The organism is Xanthomonas bonasiae (assembly GCF_017163705.1).
GTDB classification, from domain to species: Bacteria; Pseudomonadota; Gammaproteobacteria; order Xanthomonadales; family Xanthomonadaceae; genus Xanthomonas_A; species Xanthomonas_A bonasiae.
The window spans coordinates 259,204-283,213 of the sequence record NZ_JAFIWB010000003.1 but is presented as its reverse complement, the minus strand read 5'-3'; the positions used below and the strand labels follow the sequence as shown (position 1 = coordinate 283,213).

The 24,010-nt window shown below is 68.9% G+C and carries 17 protein-coding genes; all 17 read left to right on the top strand.

Annotation, left to right across the window (positions count from 1 at the left end; translation table 11 throughout):
- The first annotated feature begins 328 nt into the window (after positions 1-328).
- Positions 329-922, top strand: coding sequence for a hypothetical protein (locus JR064_RS05790; protein ID WP_206229088.1), 594 nt, complete (start codon positions 329-331; stop codon positions 920-922).
- 58 nt (positions 923-980) lie between these two features.
- Positions 981-2,045: a hypothetical protein gene (locus tag JR064_RS23020; protein ID WP_241092873.1), complete on the top strand. Its 1,065-nt coding sequence runs from the start codon at positions 981-983 to the stop codon at positions 2,043-2,045.
- A gap of 347 nt (positions 2,046-2,392) precedes the next feature.
- Positions 2,393-3,595, top strand: a complete 1,203-nt coding sequence (locus JR064_RS05780) for an aminotransferase-like domain-containing protein (protein ID WP_369913834.1) — start codon at positions 2,393-2,395, stop codon at positions 3,593-3,595.
- Between the two features lie 22 nt (positions 3,596-3,617).
- Complete coding sequence (locus JR064_RS05775) at positions 3,618-4,328, top strand: MOSC domain-containing protein (protein WP_206229087.1); 711 nt, start codon at positions 3,618-3,620, stop codon at positions 4,326-4,328.
- A gap of 284 nt (positions 4,329-4,612) precedes the next feature.
- Positions 4,613-5,329 (top strand): 4-hydroxy-tetrahydrodipicolinate reductase, encoded by a 717-nt coding sequence (dapB, locus tag JR064_RS05770; protein WP_179564393.1) that lies wholly within the window; start codon positions 4,613-4,615, stop codon positions 5,327-5,329.
- Positions 5,330-5,490: 161 nt separating this feature from the next.
- The gene (gene carA / locus JR064_RS05765) at positions 5,491-6,615 is read left to right on the top strand and encodes a glutamine-hydrolyzing carbamoyl-phosphate synthase small subunit (protein WP_179564395.1); all 1,125 of its coding nucleotides are present in this window, start codon (positions 5,491-5,493) and stop codon (positions 6,613-6,615) included.
- Positions 6,615-7,058, top strand: coding sequence for a DUF6973 domain-containing protein (locus JR064_RS05760; protein WP_104558976.1), 444 nt, complete (start codon positions 6,615-6,617; stop codon positions 7,056-7,058). The genes carA and JR064_RS05760 overlap by 1 nt, the downstream gene beginning before the upstream one ends.
- A gap of 8 nt (positions 7,059-7,066) precedes the next feature.
- The gene (gene carB / locus JR064_RS05755) at positions 7,067-10,309 is read left to right on the top strand and encodes a carbamoyl-phosphate synthase large subunit (protein ID WP_179564397.1); all 3,243 of its coding nucleotides are present in this window, start codon (positions 7,067-7,069) and stop codon (positions 10,307-10,309) included.
- A gap of 8 nt (positions 10,310-10,317) precedes the next feature.
- The gene (gene greA / locus JR064_RS05750) at positions 10,318-10,782 is read left to right on the top strand and encodes a transcription elongation factor GreA (protein WP_170867603.1); all 465 of its coding nucleotides are present in this window, start codon (positions 10,318-10,320) and stop codon (positions 10,780-10,782) included.
- A gap of 4 nt (positions 10,783-10,786) precedes the next feature.
- Positions 10,787-11,707 (top strand): phosphoglycerate mutase, encoded by a 921-nt coding sequence (locus JR064_RS05745; protein WP_206229086.1) that lies wholly within the window; start codon positions 10,787-10,789, stop codon positions 11,705-11,707.
- Positions 11,704-13,434, top strand: coding sequence for a single-stranded-DNA-specific exonuclease RecJ (gene recJ / locus JR064_RS05740; protein ID WP_179564401.1), 1,731 nt, complete (start codon positions 11,704-11,706; stop codon positions 13,432-13,434). The genes JR064_RS05745 and recJ overlap by 4 nt, the downstream gene beginning before the upstream one ends.
- A 321-nt stretch (positions 13,435-13,755) precedes the next feature.
- On the top strand, positions 13,756-16,692 hold the full coding sequence (locus tag JR064_RS05735) for a VIT domain-containing protein (protein WP_206229085.1): 2,937 nt from the start codon (positions 13,756-13,758) through the stop codon (positions 16,690-16,692).
- Between the two features lie 51 nt (positions 16,693-16,743).
- On the top strand, positions 16,744-17,640 hold the full coding sequence (locus tag JR064_RS05730; protein WP_206229084.1) for a LytTR family DNA-binding domain-containing protein: 897 nt from the start codon (positions 16,744-16,746) through the stop codon (positions 17,638-17,640).
- Between the two features lie 97 nt (positions 17,641-17,737).
- Positions 17,738-18,863 (top strand): peptide chain release factor 2 gene (gene prfB, locus JR064_RS05725; protein WP_179564407.1). Its coding sequence is split into 2 segments (ribosomal slippage): positions 17,738-17,812 and positions 17,814-18,863, totalling 1,125 coding nucleotides; the frame shifts between segments, so codons are not numbered across the junction.
- A gap of 97 nt (positions 18,864-18,960) precedes the next feature.
- Positions 18,961-20,478 (top strand): lysine--tRNA ligase, encoded by a 1,518-nt coding sequence (gene lysS / locus JR064_RS05720; RefSeq protein ID WP_206229083.1) that lies wholly within the window; start codon positions 18,961-18,963, stop codon positions 20,476-20,478.
- A gap of 168 nt (positions 20,479-20,646) precedes the next feature.
- Positions 20,647-21,783 (top strand): cyclic di-GMP phosphodiesterase response regulator RpfG, encoded by a 1,137-nt coding sequence (rpfG, locus tag JR064_RS05715; RefSeq protein WP_206229082.1) that lies wholly within the window; start codon positions 20,647-20,649, stop codon positions 21,781-21,783.
- A 1-nt stretch (position 21,784) separates the two neighbouring features.
- A complete protein-coding gene (locus JR064_RS05710; RefSeq protein WP_206229081.1) occupies positions 21,785-23,956 on the top strand; it encodes a response regulator in 2,172 nt (723 codons plus the stop codon).
- Positions 23,957-24,010: the final 54 nt, after the last annotated feature.

Below are 24,010 nucleotides of genomic sequence, written 5' to 3'. Positions count from 1 at the left end.
CTCAGAGGCGATCTTGCGGGAAGGTGGGCAGCGGTCGCTGCCAGCGCAAGCGCGGGGCCGGCCGACCGGATTTTCAAATTAGTTCAATATTATAATATTCATACAATTTGATTTTCTGCATCCAGTTAATTTTGCGTGCCACCAATATGTAGCATTGCCTGGATAGGCTGCGCACCGTCACTCCAACTGGAATTCCTTGGTAAATGTCGATCGAAATACTTCGCACGCCATGCGGAGGTTTTCGCTGCATTTTCCAGGGTGGTCGTGTGTGACGCAGTCGCGCTATTTGTCTACATCTTGGGCTGGCTTATTTATTAGGGAGAGTGGTATGTCGAAATTGAAAGTAAGGGTCGTCTTGTTTTCGTTGGTCCTATTCTTGTTCAGTGGCGTCGCCGCTGCAGATCCGTCTACGCAATTGAGAACCACCTTCGGCGGCTGGGTCGGCAAGCAGCAGCGTTCCGAATATATCGACGGATCGGACTGGCATTACTGCTTCAGCAACCAGGGCGGTTCCTGCGGTTCGGTGGCGCTGACCACGGGCCACAGCTCTTGCGTGACCCGTGGATTCAATATCGGTATCAAATGGGCGGTTCCCACCCGGGTCGGTTCGATGGAAATCAACGGCGGTTACAACAACTCGTGGTCGGCGTGCAATGTCCGTTCGGAAACCGTGACCTGTTCGCCGAAGCCGGGCTGGAAGGGCCGCGCTGCGATCCTCTTCAGCGAGCGTGTCGGCACGGTCAACGTGGTCGGTGGCGATCCGGATTATTACGTCACGTTGCGGTCGTCCTGTCCGGCAGGCTGGAAGTCGAACTGGGAAGGTGGCTCCGGCTGGTCCTGTCGCTACGACGGCGGCACCTATTCCCGACAGGGTTATCTGCCGGAATGGCGCGGCAGCACCTGCGACTACGAGCGCATCTAAGCGCGCCTCGCGATGGCGGAAGCTCCCCGTGCTTGCGCGTCAGCGCAGGTACGGGGTTGTGCCGGTGTTCTTCCAGACCTGTGACAATCCAATGAAAATAATGAAGAGTCCTGTACGTCGCGGCTACCTGCCGCTGGCGATCGTCGGCGGTTTGTTCGCCTTTACCGCGTTGTACTTCTACCAGCATGCGCACGCGGACCTGCCTGGCGCGGAAGGCGAGATCGCCGCGCCGGCAGGCTCCTCCGGCCAGGTTCGCCTCGGCATGGCCATCGATGCGGCCAATCCTCATCGCTCCGCGCAAGCCGCGATCGAAGATGCGCCAATGCGAGACGGCGCCGCCGACGCGGCAACGCCGTTCGACGCCGGCGAGGTCCAGCGCCGTCTGCGCGAGTTCTTTGCCCGGGTGAACGCCAACCCGCCGCCGTCGCGCGCCGAGCGGGACGCGTTCGCGGCGCGGTTGCTGGCGTCGGTCGACGGCAGCGCCGAGGCGAGACAAGCGGTGGCCGAGGCCTACCGGGCCATGCCGGCAAGCCAGGCGATGGAACGCGACATGTTGCGCGGCATGCTGGTGCCCTCGCCGCAGGGACGCGCGCTGGTGCTCGACGAGGCCAACCAGATCTGGGCCGGCAAGGACAAGGGACTCTACGCAGAAATGTACGAGACCTACTTCAACCTGCCTGGCCAGGCAACGCGGGAGGTCTATGCCGATGCCCTGGCGACCCTGGACGCGCGCGGGACCGATCAGCGCACCGCGGTGGCCGCGCTGAACTTCATCGGCACCATCGAGAACGACGTCTCGCCCGGTGCCGACGCGCTCAAGCGCAGCGCGGTTGCGCAGATGGACTCGCTGGCCTCGGGCGATGGCGACGCCTTGGTGCGCGCCCTGGCGGTGCAGAAGATCTACCGCCTCTCCGCTCCGGACGAAGCCGCGGATGTGGCGGTGAACTACATCGCACGTGGCGCCACCAGCCCCTTGGTGATGACCACGCTCGATGCCGTCGCCAGCGGAGACGTGCAACTGAGCCCCACCCTCAGGTCCACGCTCGCCAGCGCGGTCGCGCGCCCCTCGGCGTCCAGCGCCGAGCGCCAGCGGTACGGGCAGGTGGTCGGAGCGGGTCGATAGCCGGCCACCAGGTCTGCGCGGCCAGCGAGGACACGGCGCCCGTGTCGGGCCAGCTGGCGTCCGCTGGCCGGCGCAGCGAACTCTGCCGCTGCAGCCACCCCGTCGGCAGCATCGAGATCGCGCCGGCCCAGCGCTCGGCGCTGGTCGAGGCACGCGCCACCCTGGCCGCTCCGTTGCTGCGGACCGCCACGCGTAGCCACGCCACCATCGTGCGTCGACGTTGCCGGACCCAGGCCTGCGCCAGCGCAGGCACGACCTGGGTCGGCCCGGTCCATCGCCGGCCGGCGCTGTCGCTTGCGCTGCGCTGCACAGTGGAGCGCGGCCATGCTGCCGCTATGCTAGTGGCCATGACGACCTCCTTCCAGTTCTCCCGCCGTGCGCAGGCGCTGACCAGTTCGGCGATCCGCGAAATCCTCAAGGTCACCGAACGCCCGGAGGTGATCTCCTTCGCCGGCGGGCTGCCGTCGCCGGACACGTTCCCGGTGGCGCGCATGCAGTACGCCTGCGACAAGGTGCTGCGCGAGGCGCCGCAGGCGGCACTGCAATACGGCCCGACCGAGGGCTATCTGCCCTTGCGCGAATGGGTGGCGGCGCGGGTGAGCCGCGACGGCGCCAGCATCCGCCCCAGCCAGGTGCTGATCACCACCGGATCGCAGCAGGGCCTGGACCTGCTCGGCAAGGTGTTCATCGACGAAGGCAGCAAGGTGCTGGTGGAGACGCCGAGCTATCTCGGTGCGCTGCAGGCGTTCTCGCTGTTCCAGCCGGCGTTCGCGGCGATGCAGTCCGACGACGACGGGCTGGTGGTGGATGCGCTGGACGACGCGCAACTGGCTGGCGCGCGCTTCATGTACTGCCTGCCGAACTTCCAGAACCCGACCGGGCGGCGCCTGCCGCTGCACCGGCGCCAGGCGCTGGTCGCGCGCGCGGCCGCCGCCGGCGTGCCCATCGTCGAGGACGACCCCTATGGCGAGCTGTGCTACAGCGGCGACACGCTGCCGAGCCTGCTGTCGATGAATCCGGACGGGGCCATCTACATGGGCTCGTTCTCCAAGGTGCTGGCGCCGGGCCTGCGCCTGGGTTTCGTGGTCGCGCCGGAAGCGGTGCACGCCAAGCTGGTGCAGGCCAAGCAGGCGGCGGACCTGCACACGCCCTCGTTCAGCCAGCGCATCGTCTACGAGGCGGTGCAGGACGGCTTCCTGGATGCGCACATCCCCGGTATCCGCAGCCTGTACGCCAGCCGCTGCCAGCAGATGCTGGCGGCGCTGGAGAAGTATTTCCCGTCGCAGGTGCGCTGGAACCGTCCCGCCGGCGGCATGTTCATCTGGGTCGAACTGCCGGCAGGCATGGACGGCGGCGCGCTGCTGGCCAAGGCGATCGAGCGCAACGTCGCGTTCGTGCCGGGCGCGCCGTTCTACGCGGTCGAACCGCAGCGCAATACCCTGCGCCTGTCGTTCGTGACCGTGCCGGAAGAACGCATCGAGCGCGGCGTGCGCATCCTCGGCGAACTGCTGCAGGCCGAGATCGCCGCGCATCGCAGCGCGGCGGCCTGATCCGGCACCCGGACGCCTGCGCATGCACTCGGCTGCGGCATTGGACCTGGGCGTGGACGCGGTGCTGGTCGGCCGTGCGCAGGCGTTCACCCGGCCCGGCAGCCGCAGCGCGATCGCCAAGCGGCCGCTGCCGGGGCGGTTGCGGATCGGCATCGACGGCCTGGAACTGGACGAGCAGGGCGACCGCCGCGTGCACGGCGGCCCGGACAAGGCGTTGCACCACTATCCGCGCGACCACTACGCGGCCTGGCGCCAGGAACTGGGTGCGCATGCCTTGCTGGAGGCGCCGGGCGCATTCGGCGAGAACCTCAGCACGCTCGGCGCCACCGAGGCCGACCTGTGCCTGGGCGACCGGCTGCGGCTGGGCACGGCGCTGGTCGAGGTTTCGCAGTCGCGGCAGCCGTGCTGGAAGCTGTCCGACCGCTTCGGCGTGGCCACGCTGGCGCGGCGCGTGCAGGAAAGCGGCCGCACCGGCTGGTATTACCGCGTGCTGCAGCCGGGCGAGGTCGCCGCCGGCGATCGCCTGACCCTGCTGGAGCGGCCCCATCCGGACTGGTCGCTGGCCCGCCTGATCCAACTGCTGTATCGGCGCGAGGTGGATCCGGCGCAGCTGGAGCAGGTGCTGGAACTGCCGCTGGTGCCGAACTGGCGCGTGCTGTTCGAGCGGCGCCTGGCCCAGCGCGAGGTCGAGTGCTGGGACAAGCGCCTGCTGGGGCAGCCGGCGGCCGAGTAGGGCGCTCAACCGCAGGGCCAGCGGCGGCGACCAGCGGAACCGCGGACCTTCCAGGGTTGAATGGTGTCGGGTCTGCAGTCCTTCCACAGTGCGCCCAGCCCGCTGTCCGCAAGCCCCTGTAGGAGAGCCACAAGACCGTTGTGGGAGCGACTGCAGTCGCGATGAACGGGACGGTAGACCTTCCGTTGCCGGATGCCGTCAACGCTCGACCCGCCTGCGTTGCCGACCAACGCCACGGCGCCGCACCCCTGTCGCGGATCGCGACAAACCGCTAGCCTTGTGCGATGACGACTTCCCCCGTACGTGTGTTGATTCATGGTGCATCCGGCCGCATGGGCCAGGCGCTGTTGCGCCTGGCGGCGCAGGACCCGGCGCTGCAGGTGGTGGGGGCGGTGATCCGGCGTGCGCCGGCGCAGCGGGTGGTCGACGGGGTGCCGTACTTCGCCGCGGCCGAGCTGAACGGCGCGCCGGCGTTCGACGTGGCGGTGGATTTCAGCCTGCCGCAGGGCTTCGACCCGGTGCTGGCGCTGTGCGTGGCGCGCGGCGCGGCGCTGGTGTCCGGCACCACCGGCCTGGACGCGGCGCAGCGGCAGGCACTGGCCGACGCGGCGGCGGGCATCCCGCTGATCTGGGCGTCCAACTTCAGCCTCGGCGTGGCGGTGCTGAACGACCTGGTGGAACGCGCCGCCGCGGCGCTGCCGGGCTGGGACTGCGACATCGTCGAATCGCACCACGTGCACAAGCAGGACGCGCCGTCCGGCACCGCGCTGACCCTGGGCGAGGCCGCCGCGCATGGCGGCGCGCAGCCGCGCTACGCCAGCCTGCGCGCCGGCGACATCGTCGGCGAACACCTGGTGCAGTTCGCCGGGCTCGGCGAGCGGGTGGAACTGGTGCACCGCGCCAGCAACCGCGACATCTTCGCCCGCGGCGCGCTGCATGCCGCCGCGCGCCTGCCGGGCCGCGCGCCCGGGGCCTACCGGCTGCGCGATCTGCTCGGCTGAACGGCGCTTTCACATAAACGTCTGGCGCGGACAGGTCCGCGTCGGTACAATTCTCGCTCGCCTGTTACCCATCGCCACGGACCCGGAGAAGCGCCGAGTTCGCGGTTTCTTGCAGCCGCAAGTTGGTGGGGCAGGGTTCCTCTCTCCCCAAGGCGAACCCCGTGACTCAACCCGCAATCCTTGTCCTTGAAGACGGCACCGTGTTCGAGGGCGAATCCGTAGGCGCCGCCGGCCTGTCCGTCGGCGAAGTGGTGTTCAACACCGCGATGACCGGCTACCAGGAGATCCTCACCGATCCCTCCTATGCCCGTCAGCTGGTCACCCTGACGTACCCGCATATCGGCAACACCGGCTGCACCGACCAGGACGACGAAGCCGCCCAGGTCTGGTCGGCCGGGCTGATCGTGCGCAGCGTGCCGCGCCGTCCCAGCAACTGGCGCAGCCAGGTATCGCTGCCGGACTGGCTGATCCAGCGCGGCGTGGTCGCCATCGCCGGCATCGATACCCGCAAGCTGACCCGCATCCTGCGCGAGAAGGGATCGCAGAACGGCGCGGTGATGGCCGGCGAAGTGAACGTGGACACCGCGCTGGAAGCGGCGCGCAAGTTTCCCGGGCTCAAGGGCATGGACCTGGCCAAGGTGGTCTCCACCGGCAAGGCCTATCCGTGGCGCGACGGCCAGCTCGATCTGGACAGCAACGCGTTCGCCCAGGCCGCACCGAAATACAAGGTGGTGGCCTACGACTACGGCGTGAAGCTCAACATCCTGCGCATGCTCGCCGAGCGCGGTTGCGAGGTCACCGTGGTGCCGGCGCAGACGCCTGCCGCCGAGGTGCTGGCGATGCAGCCGGACGGCGTGTTCCTGTCCAACGGCCCGGGCGATCCGGCGCCGTGCGACTACGCGATCGCGGCGATCAAGGAAATCGTGGCCAGGAAGATCCCGACCTTCGGCATCTGCCTGGGCCACCAGCTGCTGGCGCTGGCCGCCGGCGCGCAGACCCTGAAGATGGGCCATGGCCACCACGGCGCCAACCACCCGGTGCAGGACCTGGACAGCGGCCGGGTGATGATCACCTCGCAGAACCACGGCTTCGCGGTGGACGAAGCGTCGCTGCCGGCCAACGTGCGGGTGACCCACCGCTCGCTGTTCGACGGCACCAACCAGGGCATCGAACTGACCGACGCGCCGGCCTTCAGCTTCCAGGGCCACCCGGAAGCCTCGCCCGGCCCGCGCGACGTGGCGCCGCTGTTCGATCGCTTCACCGCGCTGATGGCGGCCGCCGCCTGATGAGCGCCGCGCTGGCGCCGTCGCTGCGTCCACGCCGCTGGCGTTGGGGCGTATTGGCGTTGCTGGCGCTCGCGGCGTATCCGCTGTTCGTGCTGGTCGCGGTCTACGCGCAGTGGCTCGGCGCCGGGCTGCCCGGCGGGCGCAACGGCCCGGCCGATGCGTATCGCCACAGCCTGGCCAGCGCCATCGTCGCCTACACCCTGTCGCCGCGTTGCGTGGACTGGGTGACGGCGGTGATGGAGCGCGACGGGCGCGGCAACGCGAGCCGGGCGATGGATGCCCACAACAACCGGATCGGCGCGCGCATCGGCGCCGCCGCTCCCAGCTGGGCCGCGATGCAGCGCGAGGTTCGCGCCGCGGTCGACCATGGTGCGATCGACGCCCGATCGTCCGACCAGATCACCTGGCGCGCCCCCGCGGCGTGGCAGGACCGACTTTACTGAGAATCCCCATGCCCAAGCGCACCGACCTAAAAACCATCCTCATCATCGGCGCCGGCCCGATCGTCATCGGCCAGGCCTGCGAGTTCGACTACTCCGGCGCGCAGGCGTGCAAGGCGCTGCGCGACGAGGGCTACCGGGTGGTGCTGGTCAACAGCAACCCGGCCACGATCATGACCGACCCGAACATGGCCGACGCCGTGTACATCGAGCCGATCAACTGGCAGACGGTCGAGAAGATCATCGCCAAGGAAAAGCCCGATGCGCTGCTGCCGACCATGGGCGGGCAGACCGCGCTGAACTGCGCGCTGGACCTGGCCGACCACGGCGTGCTGGAAAAGTACGGCGTGGAACTGATCGGCGCCAAGCGCGAAGCGATCATGATGGCCGAGGACCGCGAGCTGTTCCGCGTGGCGATGGGCGAGATCGGCCTGGAATGCCCGAAGGCGGCGGTCGCGCACACCCTCGAGGAAGCGCTGGAGATCCAGACCCGGGTCGGCTATCCGACCATCATCCGCCCCAGCTTCACCCTCGGCGGCAGCGGCGGCGGCATCGCCTACAACCGCGAGGAACTGATCGAGATCGTGACCCGCGGCCTGGAGCTCTCGCCGACCAGCGAAGTGCTGGTCGAGGAATCGGTGCTGGGCTGGAAGGAATTCGAGATGGAAGTGGTCCGCGACACCGCGGACAACTGCATCATCGTCTGCTCGATCGAGAACCTGGACCCGATGGGCGTGCACACCGGCGACTCGATCACCGTCGCCCCGGCGCAGACCCTCACCGACAAGGAATACCAGCGCCTGCGCGACGCCTCGATCGCGGTGCTGCGCAAGATCGGCGTGGACACCGGCGGCTCCAACGTGCAGTTCGGCATCAATGCGCAGACCGGCCGCGTCGTCGTCATCGAGATGAACCCGCGCGTGTCGCGCTCCTCGGCGCTGGCCTCCAAGGCCACCGGCTTCCCGATCGCCAAGGTCGCCGCCAAGCTGGCGGTCGGCTACACGCTGGACGAACTGAAGAACGAGATCACCGGCGGCCTGACCCCGGCCTCGTTCGAGCCGTCGATCGACTACGTGGTCACCAAGATCCCGCGCTTCGCGTTCGAGAAGTTCCCGCAGGCCGATGCGCGCCTGACCACGCAGATGAAGTCGGTGGGCGAGGTGATGGCGATGGGCCGCACCTTCTCCGAATCGCTGCAGAAGGCGCTGCGCGGCCTGGAGACCGGCAAGATCGGGCTCGACCCGACCGGGCTGGACCTGGGCAGCGAGGACGACATGGCCGCGCTCAAGCGCGAGTTGAAGGCGCCCGGTCCGGAGCGGCTGTTCTACGTCGCCGATGCGTTCCGCGCCGGCATGAGCGTGGAGCAGGTGCATGCGCTGTCGTTCATCGATCCGTGGTTCCTGGACCAGATCGAGGACCTGATCGCGCAGGAGAAGCAGCTGGCCGCCGACGGCCTGGGCTCGCTGGATGCCGCGCGCCTGCGCACGCTCAAGCGTGCCGGTTTCTCCGATGCGCGCCTGGCCGAACTGTGCGGCACCAACGAGGCGGCGGTGCGCGCGCTGCGCCGCGCGCACAAGGTGCGCCCGGTGTACAAGCGGGTGGACTCGTGCGCGGCCGAATTCGCCACCGACACCGCCTACCTGTATTCGACCTACGAGGACGAGTGCGAGGCCAAGCCCAGCAACCGCGACAAGATCATGATCCTCGGCGGCGGCCCCAACCGCATCGGCCAGGGCATCGAGTTCGACTACTGCTGCGTGCACGCGGCGCTGGCGCTGCGCGAGGATGGCTACGAAACCATCATGGTCAACTGCAACCCGGAGACCGTGTCCACCGACTACGATACCTCCGACCGCCTGTACTTCGAGCCGCTGACCCTGGAAGACGTGCTGGAGATCGTCGAGCTGGAGCAGCCCAAGGGCGTGATCGTGCAGTACGGCGGACAGACCCCGCTGAAGCTGGCGCGCGCGCTGGAGGCCAACGGCGTGCCGGTGATCGGCACCAGCCCGGACTCGATCGACCTGGCCGAGGACCGCGAGCGCTTCCAGCAGCTGGTCGACAAGCTGGGCCTGAAGCAGCCGCCGAACCGCATCGCGCGCAACGCCGAAGAGGCGCTGGTGCTGGCGCGCGAGATCGGCTATCCGCTGGTGGTGCGCCCGAGCTACGTGCTCGGCGGCCGCGCGATGGAGATCGTCTACGGCGAATCGGACCTGGCGCGCTACGTGCGCGACGCGGTCAAGGTCTCCAACGACTCGCCGGTGCTGCTCGACCGCTTCCTCGACAACGCGGTGGAAGTGGACGTGGACATCATCGCCGACAAGGACGGCCAGGTGCTGATCGGCGGGGTGATGGAGCACATCGAGGAAGCCGGCGTGCATTCGGGCGATTCCTCGTGCTCGCTGCCGCCGTACTCGCTGTCGGCCAAGACCCAGGCCGAACTGCGCCGCCAGGTGGTGATGCTGGCCAAGGGCCTGAACGTGGTCGGGCTGATGAACACCCAGTTCGCGGTGCAGGTGGACGAAGCCGGCGACGACATCGTGTTCCTGCTGGAAGTGAACCCGCGCGCCTCGCGCACGGTGCCGTTCGTGTCCAAGGCCACCGGCATGGCGCTGGCCAAGATCGCCGCGCGCTGCATGGCCGGCAAGACCCTGGCCGAGCAGGGCGCGCTGAAGGAGATCGTGCCCGACTACTACTCGGTGAAGGAAGCGATCTTCCCGTTCGCCAAGTTCCAGGGCGTTGACCCGATCCTCGGCCCGGAGATGCGCTCCACCGGCGAGGTGATGGGCGTGGGCCGCAGCTTCGGCGCCGCGTTCGCGCGCGCGCAGGAAGCCGGCGGGATCAAGGCGCCGCCGCTGGGCAAGGCGTTCCTGTCGGTGCGCGACCCGGACAAGCAGCGCGTGCTGCCGGTGGCGCAGGCGCTGGTCGAGCGCGGCTACACCCTGGTGGCCACCAGCGGCACCTGCGCGTGGCTGCGCCAGCATGGCCTGCAGTGCGACCAGATCAACAAGGTGGCCGAGGGCCGCCCGCATATCGTCGATCTGATCAAGAACGGCGAAATCGTGTATATCGTCAACACCACCGAGGGCCGTGCGGCGATCTCCGATTCGTTCTCGATCCGGCGCGAAGCCCTGCAGCAGCGCGTCACCTATTCGACCACCGTCGCCGGCGCCCGCGCGCTGGTGCATTCATTGGAATTCCGCGGCACCGGTCCGGTCTGGGCGCTGCAGGAACTGCACAAGGAGCTGGAAGCGTGAGAGCCCCGATCACCATGCAAGGCGCGCTGCGTTTGCGCGAGGAACTGGACCAGTTGAAGTCGGTCAAGCGGCCGCAGGTCATCGCCGCGATCGCCGAGGCGCGCGCGCACGGCGACCTGAAGGAAAACGCCGAGTACCACGCCGCGCGCGAGCAGCAGAGCTTCATCGAAGGCCGCATCAAGCAGCTGGAGAGCGAGCTGTCGCATGCCGAGATCATCGACGTCAGCAAGCTGGCGGTCGGCAGCAAGGTGGTGTTCGGCGCGACCGTGACCCTGGCCGACGTGGAAAACGACGAAGAGAAGCGCTACCAGCTGGTCGGCGATCTGGAAGCGGACATCAAGCTGGGCCTGATCGCGATCTCCTCGCCGCTGGCGCGCGCGCTGATCGGCAAGCTGGAAGGCGACAGTGTCAGCATCGACGCCCCGGCCGGCCGTCGCGAGTACGAGATCGTCAGCGTCGAATACGTCGGCTGACGTCGTGGCGGTCGCCACCTTGTTGTTGCCGGAGCGCGCGCGCCTGGCCGCTGCGGCGCTGACCGGCGAGGTGGCGCGGGCGTTCGGCCGCGCCGACCGCGAGCGCCTGGAGCCCGGTTCCGAAGCGCAGTTGCGCCGCCATTTCACGCTGCCGCCCGGGCAATGGCCGGTGGCGGCGTTGACCCGCCAGCTGGACGCCGGCGACGCCGGCGACGCCGTGTGGCTGCGCGCCGATCCGGCCTATGTGGTGCCGGACATGCAGGGCGCGCGGCTGATGGCGCACGGCGACATGCTCGCGATCGACGCCATCGACCTGGCCGCGCTGCTGCCGTCGCTGCAGGACCTGTTCGTGGAGGCCGGCCTGGTCCTGGACGCGCCGGAACCCACCCGCTGGTATCTGCGCCTGGCGGCGGACAGCGTGCTGCCCACGTTCGCCGCACCGGCGCAGGTACTCGGCGCCGATCTGTTCGACCATCTGCCGCAGGGCGAGGGCGGGCGCCGCTGGCGGGCGCTGCTGACCGAGGCGCAGGTGCTGCTGCACCAGCATCCGTGGAACCGCGAACGCAGTGCGCGCGGGCAGCCGGCGATCAACTCGCTGTGGTTCTGGGGCGGCGGCGCGTTGCCGGCCACGGTGACCAGCGCGCATGCGCAGGTGCGCAGCCGCGAGCCGCTGCTGCGCGCGCTGACCCAGGCCGCCGGCATCGACGCCGGGCAAACGCCGCGCGTCGATGCGCTGGTCGATCTGCGCCAGCTGCGCGCGCCCGAGCAGTTCGTCGGCGAGGTGATGCAGCCGCTGCTCGAAGCGCTGCGCCTGGGCGAACTGCAGCAACTGCTGCTGGATTTCGAGGACGGCACCCGTTTCCGGATCGAGCGCGAGCAGCGCTGGCGCTTCTGGCGGCGGCCGCTGGCGCGCCTGGACGCATGAGTCCGCCGCTGCGCATCACCCGGCGGCCGGCCGCCGAGGGTGGGCCGTGGACGGACAGCGTGCTGCCGCTGCTGCGCCGCATCTACACCGCGCGCGGCGCCCACGACGCCAGCCTGGCGCAGCCGAAGCTGGCGCAGCTGCTGCCGCCGGATGCGCTGAGCGGCATCGACGCGGCGGTCGCGCTGCTTGCCGCCGCGATCGCCGCCGGCAAACGGATCCTGGTCGTCGGCGATTTCGATTGCGACGGCGCCACCGCCTGCGCGGTCGCGGTGCGCGGGCTGCGCCTGCTCGGCGCCGCGCAGGTGCTGCACGCGGTGCCGAACCGCATGGTGCACGGCTACGGCCTGTCGCCGGCGCTGGTCGCCGAGCTGGCGCCGCTGCAGCCGGACCTGCTGGTCACCGTCGACCACGGCATCGCCTGCCATGCCGGCGTCGCCGCGGCCAAGGCGCTGGGCTGGCAGGTGCTGGTCACCGACCACCACTTGCCGGGCAGCGTGCTGCCGCCGGCCGACGCGATCGTCGATCCGAACCTGGCCGGCGACGCGTTCCCGAGCAAGATGCTGGCCGGCGTCGGGGTGATCTTCTACGTGTTGCTGGCGTTGCGCCGGCACCTGCGCGAGCGCGGTGCGTTCGCGACCCAGGCGCCGGATCTGACGGTGTTGCTGGACCTGGTCGCGGTCGGCACCGTCGCCGACCTGGTGCCGCTGGACACCAACAATCGCGCGCTGGTGTCGGCCGGGCTGCGCCGCCTGCAGCGCGGCGACGGCTGCATCGGCCTGCGCGCCCTGATCGAAGCCAGCGGCCGCGATCCGGCGCGGCTCAGCGCCAGCGACATCGGTTTCGCGCTGGCGCCGCGGCTCAACGCCGCCGGCCGGCTCGAGGACATGGCGCTGGGCATCGAGCTGCTGCTGTGCGAGGACCCGCAGCAGGCGCGCGAGATCGCCGCCACGCTGGAACAGATCAACGGCGAGCGCCGCGCGGTGCAGCAGCAGATGACCGACGAGGCCGAGGCCACGGTGGCGCAGGCGCTGCTGGCCGCGCCGGACGCGCCACCGGTGGCGGTGTGCCTGTTCGATGCCGACTGGCATCCGGGCGTGATCGGCCTGGTCGCCTCGAAGATGAAGGACCGCCTGCATCGCCCGGTGATCGCCTTCGCCCCGGCCGAGCCGGGCAGCGACCAGTTGCGCGGCTCGGCGCGCTCGATTCCCGGCTTCCATATCCGCGACGCGATGGCCGCGGTGGAGGCGCGCCGGCCCGGATTGATGGACAAGTTCGGCGGCCATGCGATGGCCGCGGGCCTGAGCCTGCCGCAGGCCGCGCTGGCCGAGTTCGAACAGCTGTTCCGCGAGCATGCGCTGGCCAGCCTGGACGCGGCGCTGCTGCAGGCCGAACTGCTCAGCGACGGCGCACTGGATCCGCACGAGCTGGACCATCGCCACGCCGAGGCGCTGCGCCTGGCCGGGCCATGGGGACAGGGCTTCCCCGAGCCGCTGTTCGACGGCGAGTTCGAGGTGCTGCAGTGGCGCCTGCTGAAGGAGCGCCACCTCAAGCTGAGCCTGCGCTGCGCCGGCCGCGGCGAGCCATTGAACGCGATCCATTTCAACGGGTGGCGCGGCGACGAACCCGGCCGCCGCGTGCACATCGCCTACCGCCTGGTCGCCGACGACTACCGCGGCGGCGACGCGGTGCAACTGGTGGTGGAGCACTGCCGGAGTCTGTCGGGCTGATCCATCCTTGGCCCCTCTCCCCTCGGGAGAGGGGTTGGGGTGAGGGTACGGCGCGAAAGCGACTCGCAGAATTGGGTACACGAGGCTGCGCCCGGACCCTCATCCGGCCCTGCGGGCCACCTTCCCCCGAAAAGGGGGCCATGGTCCCGACGGGAGAAGGGAACAGCCAGCCTCTCTCCCCCGCAGACGGCTTGGGTGAAGATGGGATCAGCCGCATCGATACAAGACTCAGCGGCCCGAGCACACCGCGCGAAGATTCCGGATAACCCCGCTGCGCCGCACCGGACGTTCAAGCTGTACCGTCCCATCAAGGAGTGATCCATGCCGTACGTCGCGCGCAAAGGCCTGTGCCTGCTGTTGTTCTCGCTGTTGTCGGCGGCCGCCGTGCCGGCCTTGGCCCAGACCGCGCCGCAGCGGCAACTTCTCGCCCCACTGCTGAAGACCGATCACAGCGAGCGCCCGGTCGAGCTGCGCTCGGCGACGGTGAGCGCGCACGCCGCGGCCGGCCTGGCCGAAACCACGGTGGAGCTGCTGTTCTTCAACCCCAATGCGCGCGTGCTGGAAGGGCAACTGGCGTTCCCGCTGCGCGAGGGCCAGCAGATCAGCGGCTTCGCCTTGGACATCGACGGACAGATGCGCGACGCGGTGCCGGTGCCGAAGGCGCGCGGGCGGCAGGTGTTCGAGGCGATCGAGCGGCGCGGCGTGGACCCGGGCCTGGTCGAGCAGACCGCCGGCAACCAGTTTCAGCTGCGGCTCTATCCGATTCCCGCGCACGGCAGCCGCCGCGTGCGCCTGGTCTATCGCGAGTCGCTGCCGCGCACCGCCGCCGGTTGGCAGTGGCGGCTGCCGCTGGGCTATGCGGCCAGCGCCCAGACGCTGCGCCTGGCGTTGAGCACGCAGGCGGCGCCGGTGGACACTGCGGCGTTGCCTGCGGGCCTGCGCCTGTCGCCGGCGCCCGGCGGTTACGCGGCGGCGTGGTCGGGCACGCCCGCGCAACTGCCCAGGGAACTGGCGCTGTCGTTGCGCGCGACCAGCGATCCGCGCGTCGCGGTCGGCAGCCACGATGGCCAGCGCTATTTCCAGGCGCTGCTGCCGATCGCCGATCTGCACGGCGCACGCCCGTTGCCGCAGCGCATCGGCCTGCTGTGGGATGCATCGGGTTCGGCGCGGCAGCGCGACATTGCCGCCGAACTGGCCTTGCTGCAGCGCTATTTCGCCGCGCTGGGCAACGCGCAGGTCGATCTGGTCGTGCTGCGCGACCGCGCCGAGGCGCCGCGCCGGTTCCAGGTGCGCGCCGGCGACTGGAGCGCGTTGAAAGCGACGCTGCAGGGCCTGCAGCCGGACGGCGCCAGCGCGCTGGGCGATTGGCGGCCGGTGGCGGATGTGCAGGAGTATCTGTTGTTCAGCGATGGCCTGGGCAACTACGGCGCGCAGGCCTTGCCGGCGCTGGCGCCGGGCCAGCGCCTGTACGCGGTCGATTCGGCCGGTGCCCATGCCGATGCCGCACGCCTGGCGGCATCGGCGGAAGCGCGCGGCGGCCGCTTGATCGAGCTGCATGGCGTGCATGGCGTGCAGCAGGCCAGCGAACGGCTGCTGCAGCGCGGCGGCGAACTGGTGGCGTTGCAGGGCGAGGGCGTCGCCGATCTGGTCGCCGATTCGCGCTACGCCGACGACGGCTATCTGCGCATCGCCGGGCGCCTGCTCGCGGCCGATGCGACGCTGCACCTGGAGATCGCCACCGCCGCCAGCACGCGCCGCCTGAGTCTCCCGTTGCGCGACGCCAGCGCGGTGCCGGGCGAGCTGGTGCCGGGCGCCTGGGCGCGGGCCATGCTGCGCAGCCTGGCCGCCGATCCGACAGGCGACGCCGCACGCCGCCAGCAACTGGCCAGCCGCTTCGGCCTGGTCAGCGCCGAGACCTCGCTGCTGGTGCTGGAGAACGTCGACGACTACGTGCGCTACGCCATCGCGCCGCCAGCGGCGCTGCGCGAGGCAGTGGCGCGCGCGCAGGCGCAGCGCCAGCAAGCGCAGGGCGAGCAGCGCAAGCAGCGCATCGATCGCGTCGCCGAGGATTTCGCCCAGCGCGTCGCCTGGTGGCAGCGCACGTTCCCGAAGAACGCGCCGCCGCAGCCCAAGCCGCAACGCGAGGAGCACGACGCCAGTCGGGAGCGGCGGGACGGCGTTTCCCGGCCCGCACCGGCGATGGCCATGGCGCCGCCGCCTGCACCCGCCGCGCCGATGCCGGCCGCGGAGTCCGCTGAGCTGGAGGCGGTGGTCGTCACCGGCGCGGTCGCGGCCTCGGACGGCGACGCGGCGAACGCCGATGCGCGTGCCGGCGCGCCCGCATCCACCACGATTTCCCTGGCATTGCAGCCGTGGCAGCCGGATTCGCCCTACGCCCGGCGCCTGCGTGCCGCCGCGCCGGAGGCGGTCTATCCGCTGTACCTGAGCGAGCGCGCCGCGCATGCCGAGAGCGTGGCGTTCTACCTGGACGTGGCCGACGTGCTGTTCGAACGCGGCCAGCGCGAGCTGGCGTTGCGCGTGCTGTCGAACCTGGCCGAACTGCAGCTGGAGAACCGCCATGTGCTGCGCGTGCTCGGCTACCGGTTGCTGCAGGCGGGCAGGGCGGACCTGGCGGTGCCGGTGTTCGAGCAGGTGCTGCGGCTGGGCGAGGAAGAGCCGCAGAGCTTCCGCGACCTGGGCCTGGCCTACGCCGCGCGTGGCGACGCGCAGGCCGCGATCGAACAGCTGTACCAGGTGGTCGCACGCGACTGGGACCCCCGCTTCGACGGCGTGGCGCTGATCGCCTTGAACGAATTGAACGCGATCGTGGCGCGCTCGCAGCGGCCATTGCAGACCGCCTTCATCGACCCGCGCCTGCAGCGCAACCTGCCGCTGGACCTGCGCGTGGTGCTGAACTGGGACAGCGACAACAGCGACATGGACCTGTGGGTGACCGATCCCAACGGCGAGCGCTGCTACTACGCGCACCGCTCGACCTACCAGGGCGGGCAGCTGTCGCAGGACTTCACCGGCGGCTACGGGCCGGAAGAGTTCTCGCTGCGCCGGGCCAAGCCGGGCAAGTACAAGGTGGAGGCGAACTTCTTCGGCGACCGCCAGCCGCTGGTCACCGGCGCCACCACCTTGCACCTGCAACTGAGCACCGGCTGGGGCAGCGCCACGCAGCGCGACCAGCAGGTGACGCTGCGGCTGAAGGACGCGAAGGAGACGATCCTGGTCGGCGAGTTCGAGGTGCGCTGAGGCCGTCCGCGCGCCGGCCATTGCCGAGTGGCCGGCGCGCTAAAATGCGCCATGTCCGAATCGCCCGCCACCAGCGTCTACGCCCGCTTCCTGCCGTGGCGCCGCAGCTTCGAGATCGGCTTCTGGGTCGCGCTCACCCTGGTCAACAGCACCGCCAACAGCGTCACCGTGCTGATGGACATCCGCAAGGCGGGGCTGCACTTCGCCGCGTGGGAGCCGGCGCTGTGGGAATGGTCCAGCAATCTGGTGTTCCTGCTGATCGTGCCGCTGCTGGCGGCGCTGACCCGGCGCCATCCGTTGCATTGGGACAACTGGCGGCGCCGGCTGCCGGCCTACCTGCTGGGCAGCGTCGCGCTGTCGGTGCTGCACGTGCTGGGCATGGTCGCGATCCGCAGCGCGGTGTACCGACTGCAGGGCCTGCACTACGACTTCGGCCCGTGGCCGCAGGGGCTGGCCTACGAGTATCTGAAAGACGTGCGCAGCCTGGCCTCGATGCTGCTGTGCGTGGAGATGTACCGCTTCCTGCTGCGCCGCTGGCAGGGCGAGGCGGCCCTGCTCGGCGCGCCCGACGAAGGCCCGCCGGTGGAGTCGCTGGAGCGCCCGGAGCGCTTCCTGGTGCGCAAGCTCGGCCGCGAGTTCCTGGTCGCCGCCGCCGATATCGAATGGCTGCAGGCCTCGGGCAACTACGTCAACCTGCGCGTGCGCGGCCACGACTACCCGCTGCGCAGCACCATGGCCGCGATCGAGGCCAGGCTCGACCCGGCCGTGTTCGTGCGCATCCATCGCAGCTACATGGTCAACCTGGGCTGCGTGGTGTCGATCGAACCGCTGGATGCCGGCGAGGCGCGCGTGCACCTGCGCGACGGCAGCCATGTGCCGTGCAGCCGCCGCTACCGCGCCGCCCTGCGCGCGGCGGCCGGGGAGGGCGAGGCGGCGATCGCCGAGTGATCGCGGCCCGGCCCGGCCGCGGCAGTGCGCGCGCTGTGGCGCGGCGGCCGGAATTGCTAGAATCGCGCTCTTGTTTGCCGTTTGCCGGAATGCCGCCATGATCGAACTCAATCCCATCCGCCACCGCATCGCCGATCTGTCCGATCGGGTGCTGTCGCTCCGGGGGTTTCTTTGACTACGACGTCAAGAAAGAACGCCTAGAGGAAGTCACCCGGGAGCTTGAGAGCCCCGATGTCTGGAACGACCCCGAACGCGCCCAGGGCCTGGGTCGCGAACGCGCCAACCTGGAGAAGACCGTCGGCGGCATCGCCAGCGTGCTCGACGGGCTGAACGAGGCGCTGGAGTTCCTGGAACTGGCCGAGAGCGAGGACGACGAGGACACCGCGCTGGCGGTGGTCGCCGATGTCGACCGCTTCCAGGCGCACGTGGAGAAGCTGGAGTTCCAGCGCATGTTCTCCGGGCAGATGGACGCCAGCAACGCCTTCGTCGACATCCAGGCCGGCGCCGGCGGCACCGAGGCCCAGGACTGGGCCGAAATCCTGCTGCGCATGTACCTGCGCTGGTGCGAGTCGCGCGGCTGGAAGACCGAGCTGATGGAAGTCTCCGGTGGCGAAGTGGCCGGGATCAAGTCGGCCACGCTGCGCGTGGAAGGCGATTTCGCCTACGGCTGGCTGAAGACCGAGACCGGCGTGCACCGGCTGGTGCGCAAGTCGCCGTTCGACTCGGACAACCGCCGCCACACCAGCTTCACCTCGGTGTTCGTGTCGCCGGAAGTGGACGACAACATCGACATCGACATCAATCCGGCCGACCTGCGGACCGACGTCTACCGCTCCTCCGGCGCCGGCGGCCAGCACGTCAACAAGACCGAGTCGGCGGTGCGCATCACCCACATCCCGACCAACATCGTCGTGGCCTGCCAGACCGGGCGCAGCCAGCACCAGAACCGCGACAACGCGATGAAGATGCTCGCCGCCAAGCTGTACGAGCTGGAGATCCAGAAGCGCAACGCCGAGCGCGACGCGGTCGAGGCGACCAAGTCGGACATCGGCTGGGGCAGCCAGATCCGCAACTACGTGCTCGACCAGAGCCGGATCAAGGACCTGCGCACCGGCATCGAACGCACCGACACGCAGAAGGTGCTCGACGGCGACCTGGACGAATTCGTCGAGGCCAGCCTCAAGTCCGGCCTGGAAGTCGGCGCCAAACGCAGCGACGCCTGAACCGTCGGCCCCCGCCCGCCGTGGCGGAGGCCGGCCACGCGGGGCAGCCCCCCGCATCTGCTGCATCCTCTCCCTTCTTCTCCGCGTACCCATTCCCATGACCGAGCAGACCCCCGCGCCGTCCCTTCCCGTCGACGAGAACGGCCTCATCGCCGAACGCCGCGCCAAGCTGGGAGCGCTGCGCGCGCAGGGCGTGGCCTATCCGAACGATTTCCGCCGCCACGATTTCGCCGGCGACCTGCAGGCCGAATTCGCCGATGCCGAGCGCTGGAGCGCCGAGGCGCTGGAGGCCGAAGGCCGCAGCCTGCGCCTGGCCGGGCGCCTGCTGGCCAAGCGGGTGATGGGCAAGGCCAGCTTTGTGCAGCTGCAGGACGAATCCGGGCGCATTCAGCTGTTCCTGCAGGCCAACGCGCTGGGCCCGGCCTACGACGCGTTCAAGGGCTGGGACATCGGCGACATCATCGGCGTGGAAGGCGGGCTGACCCGCACCAAGACCGGCGAACTGTCGGTGCGGGCGACGGCGCTGCGGCTGCTGACCAAGGCGCTGCGCCCGTTGCCGGACAAGTGGCATGGCCTGTCCGACGTGGAGCAGCGCTACCGCCAGCGCTATGTGGACCTGATCGTGTCGCCGGAGGCGCGCGAGGTGTTCGTCAAGCGCTCCAAGATCATCCGCGCGATGCGCGCCTGGCTGGACGCGCGCCGCTTCCTGGAAGTGGAGACGCCGATGATGCATTACATCCCCGGCGGCGCCACCGCCAAGCCGTTCACCACCCACCACAACGCGCTGGACCTGGACCTGTACCTGCGGGTGGCGCCGGAGCTGTACCTGAAGCGGCTGGTGGTCGGCGGCCTGGAACGGGTCTACGAGATCAACCGCAATTTCCGCAACGAAGGCGTCAGCACCCGGCATAATCCCGAATTCACCATGATGGAGCTGTACGAGGCCTACGCCACGTACCACGAGGTGATGGACCTGACCGAGAGCGTGATCCGCGACGTGGCCCAGGAGGTGCTCGGCACCACCCAGGTGCACTGGGACGGCGCCGACATCGACCTGGCCCCGGCGTTCCGCCGCTGGCGCATGGACGAGGCGGTCCGCCACCACAACCCCGAGATCAGCGCCGCCGACTGCACCGACCGTGAGGCGCTGCTGCGCCACTGCGAGCGGCTGAAGATCCGCACCAAGCCGTCCTACGGCTGGGGCAAGCTGCTGCTGGAGATCTTCGAGGCCACCGTCGAGCACACCCTGATCCAGCCGACCTTCATCACCGACCACCCGGTCGAGGTGTCGCCGCTGGCCCGTTCCAGCGACACCGAACCCGGCTATACCGACCGCTTCGAGCTGTTCATCAACGGCAAGGAGATCGCCAACGGCTTCTCCGAACTCAACGATCCGGAAGACCAGGCCGCCCGGTTCCAGGCCCAGGTGGCGGCGAAGGAGGGCGGCGACGACGAGGCCATGCACTTCGACGCCGACTACATCCGTGCGCTGGAGGTCGGCCTGCCGCCCACCGGCGGCCTGGGCATCGGCATCGACCGGCTGGTAATGTTGCTGACCGGCAGCAATTCGATCCGTGACGTGCTGCTGTTCCCGTACATGCGTCCGGAGGCTTAATCTAGCCGAAGGCGGCGGTGGCCTTGGCGTGGGGTTCTCGTATCGGGCGTCGGCAAGCAAGCGGTTGGCAAGCAAGCGAAGTGAGGCGGTTGGGTCGGCATAGCCGGCGCCGGAGCGTTTCCCGTTATTGTCTCAGCAGCCCGAAGCCCGTGGGCAAGAGGATCGCAGATGCAAGATGCCAGCATGAGCCTGTCCGGAGTATCCTCCAGCAGCGACCGCCCGGACTGGGCGGAGGGGGCGGACAATCGCTTGAACATCGTCATCGTCGACGATCAGACGTCCGCGCGCACCATGCTGCGCCACGTGATCGAGGACATCGCCCCGGAACTCACCGTCCGCGACTTCGGCGACTCGCAGGCTGCCCTGGCCTGGTGCGAGGCCGGCAAGGTCGACCTGTTGCTGCTCGACTACCGCATGCCCGGCATGGACGGGCTGGAATTCGCGCGGCGGCTGCGGCGCCTGCCCAAGCACCGCGACATTCCGATCATCCTGATCACCGTGGTCGGCGACGAGCCGATCCGCCAGGCCGCGCTGGAAGCCGGGGTCATCGACTTCCTGGTCAAGCCGATCCGCCCGCGCGAGCTGCGCGCGCGCTGCCACAACCTGCTGCAGTTGCGGCTGCAGAGCGAGAACATCAAGCAGCGCGCGATGTCGCTGGAGCAGCGCCTGCTGGCGAGCATGCGCGAGGTCGAGGAACGCGAGCGCGAGACCCTGTCGCGGCTGGCGCGGGCGATCGAGTACCGCGACGCCGGGACCAGCGCCTACCTGGAGCGGATGGCGCACGTGGCCGGCCTGATCGCCGAGCAGCTGGGCCTGTCCGAGGACGAGGTGCGGGTCATCGAAATGGCCGCGAGCCTGCACGACATGGGCAAGATCGCCATTCCCGATGCGGTGCTGCTCAAGCCCGGCAAGCTCAACGAGGAAGAGATGGCGGTGATGCGCATGCACCCGCGCATCGGCTACGAACTGCTCAGCGGCAGCCAGAACCGCTTCATCCAGGTCGGCGCGCTGATCGCGCTGCGCCACCATGAGCGTTACGATGGCAGCGGATACCCCGACGGACTGGTCGGCGAAGCGATCCCGCTGGAGGCGCGGATCGTGGCGGTCGCCGACGTCTTCGACGCGCTGATCTCGCCGCGTCCCTACAAGGAAGCCTGGACCATGGATGCGACCCTCGCCTATCTCTACGCGCAACGCGGCCGTCTGTTCGACCCGCGCTGCGTGGACGCGCTGTTCCGCGGGCGCGAGCAGTTGCATCTGATCTGCGAGAAGTTCTCGACGGCCTCGGTCCGGCCGGGGGTGTGAGATGACGTCAGTGATCGCCTGGTTCCGACATCGACTCGGACAGCGTAAGGACACAGAGCACGCACAGGCATTGGTGCGTATCGTGTTGATCTCGATCATCCTCAGCTACGTTTTCCTGCCCGGTCCGCGCGCCACGCTGCCGCTGCGCCAGTACCTGGAAGTGGTCGCGGTCGTTTCGTCCGGTCTGGTGCTTTCCTTTGCAGTGCTGATGTGGCTGCTATGGCGGCCGGAACGTTCCGATCTGCGGCGCATCATCGGGATGATCGCCGACTATGGCCTGATCGCTTGTGCAATGGTGGGCATGGGCGAGCCGCTGGCCTGGATGTACGTGGTGGTGATGTGGGTGACGGTGGGCAATGGCTTGCGCTACGGCACAGGCTATCTGTATCTGGCGGTTGCGATGGGGGTGCTCAGCTTCGGCACGACCGTGCTAGTCACACCGTACTGGCTTGAGAATATCCGCCTCGGCATCGGTCTGGTGATCGGCCTTTTGGCCGTTCCCCTGTACCTTTCCGGACTGCTTCGGCAGTTGACCAGCGCGACCAAGGAAGCGCAGCGCGCCAATGAGGCAAAGAGCCGATTTCTGGCCAATATGAGCCACGAGTTCCGGACTCCGCTGAATGGCCTCTCCGGCATGACCGAACTGCTATCCACGACGAAGCTCGACCCCGAGCAGCGCGAATGCGTGGGCACTATCCGGGCATCGGCTCGCAGCTTGTTGTCGCTGGTCGAGGAAGTGCTGGATATTTCTGCGATTGAGGCCGGAAAGGTTCGAGTCGACAAAAGTGAATTTTCGCTTCGTGAAACCGTAGACCAGATTGGGCTAATCCTGCAGCCGCAAGCGCGTTCCAAGTCGATCGGTTACCACGTCGAGATCGCCGCCGACGTGCCGGACAATTTGGCTGGAGACGTGGGCCACCTGCGTCAAGTCTTGTTGAATCTGGCGGGCAATGCGATCAAGTTCACCGAGCTGGGGCGCGTGGACGTCCGTGTGCGCCTGCTGAGGATCGAGAGTGGCCTCATATGGCTCAGTTTCGACATCGTCGATACCGGGATCGGGGTGCCTGTGTCGATGCGCTCGCGGCTGTTCGACGCGTTCGAGCAGGCCGATGTGGGCTTGGCCCGTCGCTACGAAGGCACAGGGTTAGGCACGACGATCGCCAAAGGCCTGGTTGAATCGATGGGCGGCAGCATCGGCTACCAGGAAAATCCTCCGCGTGGCAGCCGCTTCTGGTTTGATCTTCCATTCGATGCGAGTGGATTGTCTTCGGCGGCGGGAGACGTGCAGATATCTGCGATGCCGTCCGAGGCACTTCAGCAGACTGGCAACGTCATCGCGTTTGCGGACCCGTTCCTGCGTCATCGCGCGCGGGTTAAGGGGATGCGCATCCTGGTCGCCGACGATCATGAGGCCAACCGCATGGTGCTGCAGCGCATGCTGCAAAAGGCAGGGCACCGAGCGATTTGCGTCGATGGGGCAGAGGCGGTGCTCGATGCGTTAGCCGAAGGCGAATTCGACGCGGTGATCGTCGATCTACACATGCCGGGCATGAGCGGACTGGACATGCTCAAGCAGCTGCGGGTGATGCAGGCGGGCGGTCCGCGCACGCCGGTCGTGGTGCTCAGCGCCGACGTTACCCCGGAATCGATCCAGCGCTGCGAGCAGGCCGGCGCGCACACCTTTCTTGCCAAGCCGGTGGTGGCGAATCGGTTGTTGGACACGCTGACCGACATCGCGACCGACGGCAAGCTGCGTGGTACCAGCGAGACATTGATCCGGCCGGTCACGGCATCGACCGAGGGTGTGCTGGATCCATCCGTGCTAGACGAGCTGGCCGGGCTCGGTATGGGCGACGGCTTCGAGCGCGAGTTCATCTCGCAATGCCTCAACGATGCCGAGGGCTGCCTCGGTGGCATGCAGGTGGCGGGGGAGGCCGAGCAGTGGGAACGCCTGCGCGAACACGCGCATGCGATCAAAGGGGTGGCGAGCAACCTGGGGTTGGTGCGGATGGCCGGCCTGGGCGGCGAGTTGATGCAAATGGCCGAGTGGCAGATGCGCAGCGAATGGCGGCAACGGCTGATGGCGCTCAACGCTAGTCTGACCCAGGGCAGGGAAGCGCTGGAGTTGCGTGCCTGTCGAAGCGACGCGTCAGATGAGGGCGAAATTCGCTAGCGTTTCCTGGCGGAGCCCAGCGCTAGGCTGGGCCTGCCCCCTCCCCCCTGGCCA

Bases quoted from the DNA above. Each gene is read 5' to 3' on its own strand.
- JR064_RS05790 (WP_206229088.1), top strand. From the start codon at position 329: ATGTCGAAATTGAAAGTAAGGGTCGTCTTGTTTTCGTTGGTCCTATTC.
- JR064_RS05780 (WP_369913834.1), top strand. From the start codon at position 2,393: ATGACGACCTCCTTCCAGTTCTCCCGCCGTGCGCAGGCGCTGACCAGT.
- JR064_RS05775 (WP_206229087.1), top strand. From the start codon at position 3,618: ATGCACTCGGCTGCGGCATTGGACCTGGGCGTGGACGCGGTGCTGGTC.
- dapB (WP_179564393.1), top strand. From the start codon at position 4,613: ATGACGACTTCCCCCGTACGTGTGTTGATTCATGGTGCATCCGGCCGC.
- JR064_RS05760 (WP_104558976.1), top strand. From the start codon at position 6,615: ATGAGCGCCGCGCTGGCGCCGTCGCTGCGTCCACGCCGCTGGCGTTGG.
- carB (WP_179564397.1), top strand. From the start codon at position 7,067: ATGCCCAAGCGCACCGACCTAAAAACCATCCTCATCATCGGCGCCGGC.
- recJ (WP_179564401.1), top strand. From the start codon at position 11,704: ATGAGTCCGCCGCTGCGCATCACCCGGCGGCCGGCCGCCGAGGGTGGG.
- JR064_RS05735 (WP_206229085.1), top strand. From the start codon at position 13,756: ATGCCGTACGTCGCGCGCAAAGGCCTGTGCCTGCTGTTGTTCTCGCTG.
- JR064_RS05730 (WP_206229084.1), top strand. From the start codon at position 16,744: ATGTCCGAATCGCCCGCCACCAGCGTCTACGCCCGCTTCCTGCCGTGG.
- lysS (WP_206229083.1), top strand. From the start codon at position 18,961: ATGACCGAGCAGACCCCCGCGCCGTCCCTTCCCGTCGACGAGAACGGC.
- rpfG (WP_206229082.1), top strand. From the start codon at position 20,647: ATGCAAGATGCCAGCATGAGCCTGTCCGGAGTATCCTCCAGCAGCGAC.
- JR064_RS05710 (WP_206229081.1), top strand. From the start codon at position 21,785: ATGACGTCAGTGATCGCCTGGTTCCGACATCGACTCGGACAGCGTAAG.